Source organism: Streptomyces odontomachi (genome assembly GCF_024435355.1).
Classification (GTDB): domain Bacteria; phylum Actinomycetota; class Actinomycetes; order Streptomycetales; family Streptomycetaceae; genus Streptomyces; species Streptomyces odontomachi.
The window spans coordinates 142,540-156,306 of record NZ_JAMJWG010000016.1 but is presented as its reverse complement, the minus strand read 5'-3'; the positions used below and the strand labels follow the sequence as shown (position 1 = coordinate 156,306).

General features: G+C 72.4%; 13 protein-coding genes. 9 read left to right on the top strand and 4 right to left on the bottom strand.

Going from position 1 to position 13,767, the window contains the following annotated elements:
- Positions 1–33: 33 nt before the first annotated feature.
- The gene (locus NQO67_RS29175; RefSeq protein WP_255953291.1) at positions 34–681 is read right to left on the bottom strand and encodes a Type 1 glutamine amidotransferase-like domain-containing protein; all 648 of its coding nucleotides are present in this window, start codon (positions 679–681) and stop codon (positions 34–36) included.
- A 63-nt stretch (positions 682–744) separates the two neighbouring features.
- Positions 745–1,362 carry an HAD family hydrolase gene (locus NQO67_RS29170; protein ID WP_255953290.1) on the bottom strand — a complete coding sequence of 206 codons (618 nt, stop codon included), beginning with the start codon at positions 1,360–1,362 and terminating at the stop codon, positions 745–747.
- Between the two features lie 140 nt (positions 1,363–1,502).
- Here NQO67_RS29170 and NQO67_RS29165 point away from each other — a divergent pair, with 140 nt between their 5' ends.
- From NQO67_RS29165 to NQO67_RS29125, 9 genes are all read left to right on the top strand, one after another.
- Entirely contained in the window at positions 1,503–2,378 is an 876-nt protein-coding gene (locus NQO67_RS29165; protein ID WP_255953289.1) for a TauD/TfdA family dioxygenase, read from the top strand.
- A gap of 33 nt (positions 2,379–2,411) precedes the next feature.
- Complete coding sequence (locus NQO67_RS29160) at positions 2,412–3,698, top strand: cysteine--tRNA ligase (protein ID WP_255953288.1); 1,287 nt, start codon at positions 2,412–2,414, stop codon at positions 3,696–3,698.
- A 197-nt stretch (positions 3,699–3,895) separates the two neighbouring features.
- A complete protein-coding gene (locus NQO67_RS29155; RefSeq protein ID WP_255953287.1) occupies positions 3,896–4,084 on the top strand; it encodes a hypothetical protein in 189 nt (62 codons plus the stop codon).
- 112 nt (positions 4,085–4,196) lie between these two features.
- Positions 4,197–6,131, top strand: a complete 1,935-nt coding sequence (locus NQO67_RS29150; RefSeq protein ID WP_255953286.1) for a hypothetical protein — start codon at positions 4,197–4,199, stop codon at positions 6,129–6,131.
- Positions 6,128–7,552 (top strand): cysteine--tRNA ligase, encoded by a 1,425-nt coding sequence (locus tag NQO67_RS29145; protein ID WP_255953285.1) that lies wholly within the window; start codon positions 6,128–6,130, stop codon positions 7,550–7,552. The genes NQO67_RS29150 and NQO67_RS29145 overlap by 4 nt, the downstream gene beginning before the upstream one ends.
- Before the next feature lie 18 nt (positions 7,553–7,570).
- Positions 7,571–8,362, top strand: a complete 792-nt coding sequence (locus NQO67_RS29140; protein WP_255953284.1) for a phytanoyl-CoA dioxygenase family protein — start codon at positions 7,571–7,573, stop codon at positions 8,360–8,362.
- A gap of 1 nt (position 8,363) precedes the next feature.
- Positions 8,364–9,347, top strand: coding sequence for an aldose epimerase family protein (locus NQO67_RS29135; RefSeq protein ID WP_255953283.1), 984 nt, complete (start codon positions 8,364–8,366; stop codon positions 9,345–9,347).
- A gap of 24 nt (positions 9,348–9,371) precedes the next feature.
- Positions 9,372–10,244 (top strand): LLM class F420-dependent oxidoreductase, encoded by an 873-nt coding sequence (locus NQO67_RS29130; protein WP_255953282.1) that lies wholly within the window; start codon positions 9,372–9,374, stop codon positions 10,242–10,244.
- Positions 10,245–10,246: 2 nt separating this feature from the next.
- Positions 10,247–11,206, top strand: coding sequence for an LLM class flavin-dependent oxidoreductase (locus NQO67_RS29125; protein ID WP_255953281.1), 960 nt, complete (start codon positions 10,247–10,249; stop codon positions 11,204–11,206).
- Positions 11,207–11,269: 63 nt separating this feature from the next.
- On the opposite strand, the gene NQO67_RS29120 is transcribed toward NQO67_RS29125, so the two are convergent.
- On the bottom strand, positions 11,270–12,514 hold the full coding sequence (locus NQO67_RS29120; protein WP_255953280.1) for an ATP-grasp domain-containing protein: 1,245 nt from the start codon (positions 12,512–12,514) through the stop codon (positions 11,270–11,272).
- A gap of 68 nt (positions 12,515–12,582) precedes the next feature.
- Positions 12,583–13,641, bottom strand: coding sequence for a tyrosine--tRNA ligase (locus tag NQO67_RS29115; RefSeq protein ID WP_255953279.1), 1,059 nt, complete (start codon positions 13,639–13,641; stop codon positions 12,583–12,585).
- Between the last annotated feature and the right edge of the window lie 126 nt (positions 13,642–13,767).

Here is a 13,767-nt window from a genome sequence, read left to right as displayed (position 1 = left end):
ACCCGCCGGCACGCCCGTCCCGGGCGTTGAACGTCAGGAGACGACGCGTGTTCCGGTGTCGTCCACCACGATCGACTCGCCGTCGCGCAGCGCGACGAAGGGGATGTGATGGTCGATGAAGTACGTCACGGAGCGCTCGATCTCCGCCGACTCGGGGTGGTCGGAGCGGTAGTGCGGGGCGATGGCGTAGGGCAGGACGCCGAGCCCGTCCCACGGGGTCGGGGTGTCGGGGTACCCGTCCGGAACGAACGACGGGTCGTCGATGTGGCCCTCGATGCCCCGCAGAGTCGGGCCGAGCACACAGATCCCCGCGCTGTAACCGGAGTACACGAAGGCGTCCTCGGCGAGCAGCCCGGGCAGCAGCCGGTCCGCACCGCTCGCGGCGAGGGCGCGGCGCAGCACGAACACGCTGCCGCCGCGGACGTACAGGAGGTCGAATCTCCGGAGGGTGTCCTCCAGCCCCGCCGGGTCGCCGAACCAGTTCCGCAGGTCGACCTCTTCGGGTTCAAGACCGAGATCCGACAGTTCCTTCATCTCGAACTTCAGTGACTCGGCGCGCCGTTCGGGAGTGCGGAAGTCGTAGGCGTTGAGGATGACCCCGGCGCGCTCGCCCCCGCGGAGCAGACGTGACACTTCGGTCCGGCGCGGTCCGAGACCGACGGACGAGAGATACAGCCGCATGCGCGAGACGCTAGCAGAGCGTCCCGGTCACCCTCCCGTGGAGCAGCACCGCGTACCGTCCGTTCAAGTGCGCCGCGGCATCGGTCGAACGCGCTCCCACCAGTTCGGGAAAGCGGTCAGGGACGGCAGCACCGCGTCGGCGGCGGCCAGGTCGGCGGCATCGTGACGGCCGCTCGTCACACCGACCGCCCACACGTCGGCGGCGTGCGCCGCGGCGATGTCCGCGGGATGGTCCCCGACGTAGGCGAACGCACCGCGGGCCCGCAGGATCTCGGTCTTCTCCGGTCCCCACACCGAGCCGGCGACGGCGTCGACGTCGAGCCGCGCATGGGCGAGATGCGCCCGCGCCGTGCGCTCGCGCTGTCCGGTGACCACCATGACCGCACCGTGACGGGTGCGCACCGCCCGGAGGGCCGCGTGCGCACCTGGGAGCGTCCTCGCGTGCCGGGGCCCTTCCAGCGCGTAGCGGTCGCGGTAGGCGCGGGCGAGCCGGCGTGCCTGCGACGGCTGGAGCTGTGCGCCGAGCAGGTCCTCCAGAGCCGGGCCGAGACCGGCGACCACCGCCGCCACGTCCACCGGCAGGGTCAGGCTCCGGGCCGCCGAGGTGAGCACCGCGGCGACCGCCGGGGTGCTGTCCACCAGCGTGAGATCCAGGTCGAAGCAGACGAGGGGCGGGGGCACCCGGCGACCGTAGCGCGGACGCCGGTGTTCACGGTGGTGATTGCCGGCCGCCGCCGCCGTCCCGATACTCGAGCCGGTCGTCGAACGGAGCTGTCGTGGTGGTGTCGGGAACGTTCACGCCCCGCTCGGATCATCTGCATGTGGCGTTGCGGACACGGCTGTTGGAGGGCTTCGCGCTGCCGGCGCCCGAGGCGCGGCCCGTCCCCGCCGGGCGCGACCGGCTCGCCCCGTGGGTGTGCGAACGCCTGAGGGACACCGGCTTGGCGCTCGCTCGTCTTGACCGGCCGTTGGACCCGGCGGACCTCCTCGCGCTCGGCGCCGAGCTGGGCCGGGTCGCGGAGGAGACCGATCCGACGGTGCAGCCGTACGTGGCGCAGGGCCGCATCCTGAACCTGGTCAGCGGGCGGGGAGGCACGGACGACGTCGCGCTCCAGCCCTTCTCCACCGGACCGCTGACCCTGCACAGCGAGGGCAGCGGACGGCCACTGGCCGACCAGCCCCGGTACATCGTCCTGATGTGCCAGGATCCCGGCGGTAGTGACACGGCCGCCCAGACCGTCCTCGTACCGATGCGGGCCGTCGCCGAACGGCTCGCCCCGCGGGCCCTGCACGTCCTGCGCGCACTCCGCTACCGGGATGCCCCCGGAGTACCCACGGTGGCCCGCACCGAAGGCGGCCGGACGGTCTTCTCCTTCCGCGACTTCAGCAGTCGGCCCCTGCACTGGCGGGCCGAAGGGGACGTCCGGCGGTCTCCGGACGGTGGGTCGGACGCGCGGCCTTCCTCGGACACGGCGGAGGGCACTCGGTCGTCCCCGGAGGACGTGGCGAAGGTCAACGACGCCTTGGCCGCCCTGCTGGCCGCCATGTACCGGCCGGAGAAGGCGTTCGGCGTCCGGTGGCGGCGCGGCACCCTCGCGGTCATCGACAACACCTGGTTCTTCCACGGTCGGACGGCGGGCCGCTTCGGCGGCGGCACCCCCCGCCACCTCCAGCGCATACGTGTCACGGCGCGCTGAACCGTACCGATCCCAAAGGACGGAGAAACCGCCTTGTCCTACGACACACCGCGGCTGCGACTGCACGACACCGCCGACGCGACGGCCACCGCGCTGCTGCCGGGCGACGGTGAGCTGAGCCTGTTCGGCTGTGGGCCGATGCCCGCCTCCGCACCCCACATCGGTCACCTGGCCCAGTTCGTCGGCACCGACGTGCTGCGCCGGACGCTGCACTGGCTGGGCACGCCCACCCGGTTCCTGCTCGCCGTACCCGACCTGACCGTCCCGCCGGCGCCGCAGGCCCCGACCGGGGGTGTGCCCTGGGCGCCGGCGGCACACGCCGGATCCGACCAGTCACGGGCCGAGCGCCATGCCGCCATGCTCCACGACGACCTGCTGGCCCTGGGCGTGCTGCCGCCGGAGCAGCGGCTGACCAGTACGGCCGTCGGCCTCGTCATCGACTTCGTCCGGAAGCTGGAGCGCGCGGGATTCACCTACCGGCTCGACAGCGGCGTCTACTTCGACACCGGCCGGCTGACCGAGTTCGAGGTGTTCGGCGATCCGGGGAGCGACGTGCGCGCCGTGCGGGCCCGGACCGAGACGGACCACCGGCGCCGCCATCCCGACGACTTCGCCCTGTGGCGGGCGGGGGACTGGCGTGACCTCCGGGCCAGACGATGGGCGTCGCCGTGGGGCCCCGGTCGGCCGGGCTGGCACATCAGCTGCTCGGCCATCGCGGCGACCCTCGGAGCGCGGATCGGAGTGCACGTGGGTGGCGAGGCCCAGCGTCTTCACCACCACCCGGCGGAGATCGCGCAGAGTGAGGCGCTGCTTCCGGCGGGGGCACGGTGGGTGGGGAAGTGGATGCACCATGCGCCCCTGCGCACCGGTGCGGAGGAGCTACGCCGTGCCGCCGGCGCGCCGTCCCTGGCGGATCTGCGGGGCGCGGGTTTCCACCCGTTGGCGCTCCGGGTGCTCCTGCTGCGCGGCCACTACCGTGCGCGTCCCCCGTTCACCCTCGACGCCCTCTCCCAGGCGCAGCACGCGCTGGTCGAGCTGGCCACGCTGGCCCGCTCCGCCCGGCTTCAGGAGCCACCTGACTGGGGCGAAGCCCGTGAGCGGACCGACGGTAAGGCGGGGGCGCGCCTTCTGACGCGGTTCACCGACGCCCTGACCGACGACCTCGACACCGCGACGGCCCTCACCGTCCTGGAGGAGGCGTTGCACGAGCCCGACCGCGACCCCGGCGGGCTCGTCTCCTCGGTCGCCGACCACGTGCTCGGCCTTCACCTGGCCACCGCGGACACCGTTGTGGACGCCATCCCGCCGATCTCGGGCTGACCGAGGCGTTCGCCACCCTTCGTGCGGAGCACCGTGCCCCTTGCCGGGCACGGTGCTTTGCGCGTTCCGGGCTTCGACTGCGGACGGTCCGCGGTCGAACACCCGGTGCCGGAACGGTCGTTGTTGAACCACCGCACGGAACTTAGGTTCTTCCCCGCGACCTTGTCCCGTTGAGGAAAAGAAGGAGGTGAAGATACGTGATTCTCACGTCCGAGCAGATGAAGCGCATGGCTGTCGCCGCTGGCGCCACCGCGGCTGTCAGCGTCGGCATGACCGCCGGCATGCCCGTGGCTGCCCAGGCCGCTCCGGCCCAGGCCGCTCCGACCCAGGCTGTCGTGGTGGACGGCCCGCAGCTGGGAGACCCCTGCGGCTCCAGTTGCTGGTAACCGCAGCGCCCAGCAACCGGGCGGCCGTCCTTTCGGAAGGCCGCCCGGTCCAGGCCCGGATCTCTGGACGAACGACGGACACCGACACCGACACCGACACCATGGAGCAGGCATGAATCTCATCGTTGCCGGGCTGCCCGGCGGGGCCGCCGCCGCAAAGGTGTTCGCCGCGGCCAGGGGGAAGGACGCGACGATCGTCGCGGACGTCCCGGAGCTGTTGGCGGAGCTGAACCATGCGCCCGGCGGCATGGTGCTGTCCCTCGGTTCCGATGTCGATTTCCATGCACTGGCCGAGATCGTGCGCAACGCCCACCACGCGGGTGTTCCCGTCGGACTGATCGACGGCTGGCGCGGTACCGCTGCCGCCGAGGACCATGCCCACGACCTGGCCGACTGGACCGCCACCCACCGCCCCGGTGCCGCGGCATGGTTGCAGGTCTCGCCGCTGACCTCCATGCACGGCACCTACGGCTCCCTGGACCTGCTGGACGCCGCGGCCAAGGACCCTGATCCCCTGCTGCGCTCCGAACGCCGGATCACGGGGGTCAGCACCCACAGCAACGGTATCGACTCCCCGCTCGGCCACGCCGTGCTGTGCGGGCTGCGGGAGGCCGAGGGCGAGACCCCCACTCCCTACCTGCCGTGTGCGGCGGGCGGTCCGTGCCGCGCGGCCAAGCCCGGTCCGGACGGCACGCTGGAGCAGCCGCGGCTGATCGCCCCCAGGGAACTGCCCGGCGACGTGCTGATCCTGGGTGTCTGTGACGGCGTGCTGCCCGCGCGCTCCCGCTTCGACCAGCGGGGCGGCGTCCTGCGTGGCCTGCTGCGGCCCGGCGCCGTGCGACAGGTCATCACCACGTACAAGCACTGGCGCCAGGACGAGGCGGCCTTTCTCGCGGCCTGTCTGCTCGCCGACCGCGGCATGCCGCTGGGCGAGGTGGTCATGATGCTCAACGCCGCCTATCTGGCCGACCCCACCACCGTCGACGACGATCCGCCGTGGCTGTTGGTCGGAGACCCGACCACCGTCCTCGACGGCGGTGACGCGGCACCGGACACCACGCTTGCCGGGTCGTCGGGAGTGCTGCGCACGGACACCGCCGCGGACCGCGTCGTCCTCGTCGACGGGCGGGACGACGCCCCGCTGTGGGTGGCCCCCGTGCGCGGCAACGCGCTCACCACCTGGCTGCACGCCGGGCCGGAGCGGCACGAACACCCCGTGCGGGTGGAGAGCGTGCACACCAACGAGGAGCACCGGACCATCCGCCGGGTCTGGACGTCCGGGGTCCGGCTGGCGTTCACCGACCGGCTGTTCCGTGACGCCGCCGCCGCGATGCCCGACCGGTTCGGTTATCCGGCGGCCCTCGCCGACCAGGTCGGCCCGACGGTGGAGCGGCTGTGCAGATGGGGGACCATGACGACGGGCGGCGCCGGCCTCTCGGGATGGTACGAGGACCTCGCCGCCCTCGCCGCCGCCGAGTCGTCCGGCTGGGCCGCCTTGCACGAGGCGGTGCAGGCGGCCTTCCTCCGGCTCTCCCTCGACTGCACGCCGGAGTTGGCAAGCCTCTACGGCGTGCGAATGGCACCCGGTCCGATGACCGAGGTCCGTTGCCCCTACTGCGCGTCCCGCACGTCGCTGGTGCAACACCACGTCCTGGCCACCGGCACCAGCCGGACCGTGGCGCACTGCGACCGCTGTGCCGACCTCAGCGACACGGACGCGGACCTGGGACTGGTCTGGCTCGACGGCCCCGGGACGGTGACGCCGGGCGAGCCCGTCGAGTACCGCGTCCGGCTCGGCCACTGGCCGGAGGACGGCATCGGCGCCATGACCGGCCAGATCACCCTGCGGCAGCTCGCCCCCACGACCTATGACGTGGGGCCGTGCACGCGGATGGTCGACGTCGGCGTCCGACGGGACCTGGTGCTGCACTGGACCCCGCCGCGGACGCTCGCCCCGGGGTTCTACAACCTGGGCGCAGCGGTCGTCGTGGACGGGGGGCTGTGCGCGTTGCGCCGGCCGCTGACGGTGCGGGAGGCGCAGGCATGAGCGGCGGGCGCCCCTTGCGGCTGTTCAACTCCCTCGGCCGGCGTCTGGCCGACGTCCGCCCCGGCGGGACGGTGCGGATCTTCAGCTGTGGGCCGCTGGTGTTCACCCACCCCCATCTCGGTGTCCTGCGCGGCGCGACCGGGTTCGACGTGCTGCGCCGCACACTGCGCTGGAAGGGACACCGGACCCGGCACGTGTTCATGGTGACCGACATCGACCGTGGCCGCGACGGCGCCCCGCTGTCCGTGCCATCCGGTCTCGGTGACCCGGCCGACCCCGTGGAAGCGGTCGCCACCCACTACGCCGGCGTCTTCCAGCAGGACCTCGCCACGCTGAACTTCCTGCGCGCCGACGAGTTTCCCCGTCCCTCGCGCTTCGTCCGGGAGATGATCAGCTTCGCACAGGTCCTCCAACACAAGGGTTTCGCCTACCCGACGGACACCGGGCTCTACTTCGACACCGCGCGCTTCCCCGCCTACGGCGAGATGGCCGGGCTCGACCCGGACGCGCAGCGCGAGGGAACCCGGCCGGCCGACCTGCGCAACCCCGCGGACTTCGCGCTGTGGCGGTGCGTGGCTCCGTCGGCGGTCCGCCGGGGCTGGTCCTCGCCGTGGGGCTGGGGCCTGCCCGGCGCCCACATCGGCTGCTCCGCCATCGCCACCGCCCTGCTGGGGGAGCACTTCGAGATCCACACCGGCGGAAAGCACCACCGCGAACTGCACCACGTCAACGAGATCGCCCAGAGCGAGGCGTACCTCGGGGACGGACGGCCCTGGGTGGGGCACTGGCTGCACCACGACATGCTCACTTTCAACGACCGGCCGATGGTGCGCGGCGGCACGTCGATGCGACTCTGCGACATCGTGGCCGCGGGCACCCACCCGATGTCGGTGCGGCTGTTCCTGCTCGGCGGGCACTACCGGGGAGAGCAGACGGTGGCCGAGGACTCCCTGGACATCGCGGGGAAGACGTTGCGCCGGCTGGTCGCGCGCCTGGAGCCGGCCGGGCCCGTCCGTGAGGTGCAGACCCACGAGGAGGCCCTCCACCGCATTCCCGCCGAGGACGCCACGGCACGCGCGCTGCTCGACCGTCTCGACGCGGCCGTGTGCGCGGACCTGAACTCGCCCCAGGCACTCGCCGTCCTCCAGGAGATCGCGGACGCGACCACGCTGACCGACACGGGGCGCCGGATCCTGGTCGGTGCCGCCGACGCGCTGCTCGGCCTCGGCCTGGGCACCCTCACCCGCGCCGAACTGGACACCCGGCCCGCGCGGGGGTCCGACCAGGACGTCGTCCGCCGCCTGGTCACGGCCCGGGACGAGGCGCGCCAAGCCCGCGACTGGCCGCTCGCCGACCGGCTCCGTGCCGATCTGCTCCGGCTCGGAGTAGAGGTGAGCGACGACTCGCTCACCCTCTCCTGACGACGTGAGGAGAGACCTGTGACCACCGTGCGGACCGGTTCGTGCACCGACGCCGGCATCGGTCGGACCCTGGCGGAGCTGGGCGTCCGGCCCGGGATGCCGGGACCGGACGTCATCGAGCGCCTCGACGAGGACGGCTACGCGTTCCTCCCCGATGTCTTCACCCCGACGATGCTGGAGGCCTTCCGCGCCCGCCTGGCCCGGTTGACCGCGGCGGAAGGCGCCCGCGGGGGCAGCGAGGTCGGCCAGGAGTCCGGCACCATGCGGCTGTCCGACCTGGTGAACAAGGGCACGGAGTTCGACGTGTGTTTCACCAGCCCCGTGCTGCTCGCCGGGGTGGCCCACATCCTCGACGACTTCACACTCTCGTCGGTGAGCAGCCGGGCCGCGCTGCCCGGCGAGGGACACCAGGCGCTGCACGCGGACTGGTCCGGCGAGAGCCCCGCTCCGGGGGTGTACCAGGCGTGCAACTCCATGTGGTTCCTGGACGACTTCGTCGAGGAGAACGGCGCCACCCGCGTCGTCCCCGGCTCACACCGCTGGGGCCGGGCTCCCGAGGAGGCCCTCGACGACCCCTTCGCGCCGCATCCGGACGAACGCCTGGTGCTGGCTCCCGCCGGCTCGCTGCTGCTCTTCAACGGACATCTCTGGCACGGCGGCACGCGCAACCGCACGGGTTCCCCGCGGCGCGCCCTGCACGCCTACTTCACCCGCCGCGGGAACCCGCAGCAGCTCGACCAGGCGCGGTACGCACGCCCGGAGACCCGCGCCCGGCTGAGCCCCGCGGCCCGGTTCGTCCTGGACATCTGACATGCCGATCTCCCGCCGCCCGGTCGGCGTCACCGCGGGCTCCACCCGCCAGGGCCCGCGCCGGGTCGACGCCTACGAACTCGCCGGCGGCCACGGTCTGCGGGCCGTGATCTGGACATACGGGGCCACCCTGACCGAGCTGTGGGTGCCGGGCCGGGACGGCGACCCGGTCAACGTCGCGTTGGGCTTTCGTGACCTGGCCGGCTACGAGGACCCGAGGAACCCCTACCTCGGTGCCACGGTCGGACGCTTCTCGCGCAACGTCGGCCACGGCCGGTTCGTGCTCGACGGAGTCGAGCACCGGCTCGACCTCAACGATCGCGGACACCACATGCACGGCGGGCGGGAGGGTTTCTCCCGCATGGTGTGGGAGGCCGAGCCCGACCCGGCGACGGCATCCCTCACCCTGCGCCTGGTCAGTCCGGACGGTGACCAGGGCTATCCGGGCGAGCTGACCGCGTGGACCGTGTACCGGCTCGTCGAGCACGGCATCGAGTTCGAGCACCGGGCCACCACCACCCGGCCCACCGTGGTGGACCTCACCAACCACACCTACTGGAACCTCGCGGGCGAGGGCACCATCGACGAGCACACCCTGCGCATCGGCGGCTCACGCGCGATCCGGTTCGGCGAGCGGATGGTGCCGGTGGCCGGGCAGCCCGAACCGGTGCACGGCACCGAGCACGATTTCACCCGGAGCAGGCCCCTGCGAGGCACCGCGATCGACCGATTCTTCGTGCTGGACGGCGCCGACGAGACGATCGAGCTCGCACATCCGGGCAGCGGTCGGGTGATGCGGGTCCGCACCGACGCACCGGGCACCGGCGTCTACACCGCTGACCGCTTCGCCCGCCCCCGCGCCGGGATCTGCCTCCAGACCAGTGCGCTGCCCGACGCGCCGAACCGGCCCGACTTCCCGTCCGTGCGGCTGGACCCCGGGCAGGTCTACCACCGTCGCACCGTGCACGAGTTCACGGCGGAGTGACCGCCGTCGGCGTCAGGAGGAACGATGAGACTCGGCGTTCAGATCAGGGACTTCACCTGGTCCGGCGGACCGGCGCGACTGGGGCCGCAGCTGGGCCGGGTCGCGGCCGAGGCGGACGCCGCCGGGTTCGCCTACATCGCGGTGGCCGACCACCTCTTCCAGGTCAGCTCGGTCGGCCCGGCCGAGCAGGAGATGCTGGAGGCGTACACCACCCTGGGCTTCCTCGCCGCCCACACCTCACGGGCGCACCTGATGACGCTGGTCACCGCGGTCACCCACCGGCACCCGGGCCTGCTGGCCAAGACCGTCAGCACGCTCGACGTGCTCTCCGGCGGCCGGGCCGTGCTCGGTATCGGCGCCGGTTGGAACGCCGAGGAGAACCACGGCCTCGGGCTGCCGTTCCCGCCGGTCGCTGAGCGGTTCGAATGGCTGGAGGACACCCTGCGCCTGTGCCTACGCATGTGGGCGCCGGGCGACGAGCCGTTCGACGGCACGCATGTGCACGCCGCACGCACGCTCAACTCGCCGCAGCCGCTGTCCCGGCCGCATCCGCCGATCATGATCGGCGGCATGGGCGAGCGCAAGACGCTGCGGATGGTCGCGAAGTACGCCCAGGTGTGCAACCTCTTCCCCGGCCCGGACCTGCCGCGCAAGCTGGAGGTGCTCCGGGAGCACTGCGAGCGGGAGGGCCGGGACTACGACAGTGTCGAGAAGAGCGCCTACTACGTGCTGGACCCGGGCCCGGGCGGCCGTGATGTCCCCCGGATCCTGGACGACCTGGGCGCCCTGGCGCAACTCGGCATCCAGACGGTGATCGGCGGCGTCCCCCGGGTGGAGAGCATCGAACCGCTGGCCCTGCTCGGCGAGCGGGTCGTCCCGACCGTCAGGGAGCTCTGAGCATGGCCGGCATACGCTTCGGCGTGCACTCCGGACAGTTGCACGGCAGTTTCGAGGCCTGTCTGGAGTTGTGGGAACGCTCCGAGGACCTGGAGTACGACTGGATATCGGTGTTCGACTTCCTGCGACCGTGGGCTTTCCCACCCGACTGGCCCTGTTTCGAGGGCAACACCCTGCTCGCCGCGCTGGCCGCCCGAACCCGGCGGATCCGGTGCGCCATGCTGGTCTCGCCCGTCACCTGGCGGCATCCGGCGCTCACCGCGAACATCGCCGCCACCCTCGACCATGTCTGCGGCGGCCGGCTGGAGTTCGGTGTCGGGGCCGGCGGCACCGACCGCGCCTACGAGCAGTACGGCATCCCGTTCCCGCCGGCGCGGGTGCGCCTGGACATGCTGGAAGAGACCTGCACGGTCCTGCGCCGGCTGTGGACGGACGACGAGACCACGTTCACCGGCAGGCACGTCCGGCTGGAGCGGGCGCGCCTCGCGCCCAAGCCGTTGCAGTCCCACCTGCCGCTGATCGTCGGAGGCGACGGCATCCGCCGCACCGTGGGCATCGCCGCCCGGCACGCCGACGTCTGGAACGCGCTGCCGTTCTCCCCCGAGCTGTACCGGCGCAAGGCGGACGCCTTCGACGCCGCCTGCGCCGCCGTCGGCCGGGACCCCCACGACGTCCGCAAGTCCATCACGTTCCGCGCGGTCGTCACCCGCAACGCTGCCGAGACGGCCCGTAGGACGGCGACGGAACTGGCGGACACCCCCGAGGCGCTGCGGGCGCAGTACCTCAGCTTCGGCACGGCACAGGAGTGCGTCGAGGCCCTGCGGCCGTACGTGCGGATGGGCGTGCGGGACTTCCTGCTCGCCGTCAAGGCGCCGGTGGACTGGCAGACGCTCGAACTCGTCGCGACCGAGGTCGCGCCCGCCGTCCGGGCGTTGGCCGCTCGGGCGGCCCCGACCCGATAGGCCGACCCCGGAGGGCCGCCACGGCGGCTCGACGCACGCCCTGGCGGCCCTCTCCCGTCGGGCTCAGGCCATCTCGACCCGGTAGGTCGACATCAACTCATCGACGGCTTTGAGGAGTTCGGCTTCCGAATCGGCGCCGACCACCATCATCACGCACCAGGCGGACGGATGGGTCACCTCCACCGTGTCGCCCGGCTGCCGGTACACGGCGGCGTCGATGACGTTCGGGTGGGCCAGCAGCTCCGCACGGCTGGGTAGCGCGGCGACGCGGCCGGAGCGTTCCGGCACCAGCCACAGACCGCCGACCGACGCGAAGGAGCCCTCGGTGAAGGGCAACGCCGACAGGTCGCCGTCCAGCAGTTCGTGCAGTGCCACCACGCCGCCGTGCACCCCCTGGCGTGCGGCCACGATGTCGGAAATGTTTGCCCCGCCCACGCGTGAGGCGATCTCCGAGACGAGCAGCCGCCCGGTGCCGTGCTCCCGGAAGACTTCCAGGTGGGTCGCGCCGCGCTCCAGGCCGAGCGCCTTGTTCAGTCGCAGGTGCAACTGCCTGACCTGCTCGTGCAGTTCGGGGTGGTCGCGCTCCGCGAGCAGCACCGAGCCGTGCGGCGTGTGCCGGGTCCAGGCGTGCAGCCGCGGAGACAGGTACCGGCTGATGTGGAAGATCCACGGCGTGCCGTCCCGCCACACGGCGTCGACGTGGAACTCCTCGCCGTCGATGAACTCCTCCACCAACGCCTGCTGTGTCACGAGTTCGGCCTCGGTCGTGTAGCCCGCCAGGACGTCCGCCAGCTCCGCCCGCCCGTGCACCTTGACGGTGGAGAGCGTGCCCCAGCCCCCGGCGGGCTTGAGGACGAGCGGGAAGCCCACCGCCTCCTCGATCACCGACGGATCGGGAGCGTCGGTGATGTCGGGGATCGAGAACCACCGTGCGACGGGCAGTCCGGCCCGGGCGGCCAGCGCCTTTGTCACGCGCTTGTCGCGGGTGGCGAGCGCGAGGATCGGGGAGAAGTGCTCCAGCCCGAGCAGGTGCGCCAGGTAGCCGGCGGCGTACTGGGTGAACTCGGCGAAGCTGACGACCCGGTCGATGCCGGTGCCGCGGGTCAGCAGGTCACCCGCCACCGCGCTCAGCTCCTCCAGCGAGTCGTAGGAGGACACCCGGTACACGCCCGCGAACCTCCGCAGGGTCTCCGGCGGCAGCGCGCGGCAGCCCGCGGACCGGTCCAAGACCGCGTACACCTCGTCGGCCTGGTCCAGCACGAGCTGGTGCAGGTTGTGACGCAGCATGAGGACCTTCATCGGGTCCATACCTTTCTTCGTGGGTCGACCGCGGTTGTTCGGGGGATCGGCACACCCAGGAGTGCCGGGTGTGGCCGTCACCGGTTGCCGCGGCGCTTCTTTTTCGTCGTGGGACCGTGCGCGTCCCACTCGTGGAGTGCCGCCTCGTACCCGTGCAGTGCGGCGGTGACGTCGGCCGCGGCCAGGGCCCGCAGGGCGGTCGGGGCCAGCTCGTGCCGGGCAGCGTCGATCTCGACGTCCCGCCATTCCGTCAGCGTCCGCAGGTAGGACGGGACGAGGTGGTGGGGTGCGGAGTTCAGCCGCGCGAACACGTCCTGCGCGCAGGCCGACAGCGGCACGTGGTTGCCTCGGGAGGCGCTCATCAGCGTGCCGCCCCCGACACCTTCGATCAGCGGTGTGGCCAGCGCGATCTCGGGTTCGGCGCCGGCCGCCGCCATGACGTGGCGGCACACGGCCATGGCGTCGGTCAGGTAGCTGCCGCCGACCTCCACATCGGCCCCGATCTCCAGCGAGTCCATCGTCTTCGCCACCGCGTACAGCATCTGCGCCACGGTCGTCGGAGCATCGCCGCGCCACAGCGACGTCGGCACGTGGGCGGCCAGGGCCAACAGGCGTGGCAGGGGCACCCGCGCGAGCCACTCCCCGTTGTGGCGCACCCGGACGGCCTCGAAGTCGACGAACGGGGCCACCTGCGCGCGGTAGGCGGCGAAGTTGCCGAGGATTTCCTCGTCCGTCGTGACGGAGCCGGGCGCGGCTCCCCGCGAGGCGTCGCCCGCCTTCGCCGTCACGGTGCCGAGGACGAGGACCACACGGTGTCCCATGCGATGCAGCCGGTTCAGTACCAGCAGCGGCACCGCGTTGCCGAGGTGGAACTCCGTACCGAACGGCTCCACGGTGAACTTGACCACGAGCGGTCTGCCGGTGGTCGCCGCGGTGGTGATGCGTGCGGCCAGGGCGGCCGTCGAGGGGCACACCTCGAGCGTGCGCGCGGCCAGCAGCGCCGCCTGCGCTTCGGGCGTCAGGTCGGAGAGGTCCAGACGACGGCGCCGCGTGGTCAGTACCAGTAGCTCCCGCAGGTCCCCGCCGCCCCGCAGCACAGCGAGCGCACGGGCTGTGGACCGGTCCAGCTCGGACATCGTCCCTCCCGTTGTCGCCAGCATTGAAGCACCGGTAACGCACTGTTCAGCCATGCGTTCGACCGCGGTCCGGACGCACTCGAACACGATGTTCACCGGGCCGCTCGCCGCCGTGGACACCGCCGG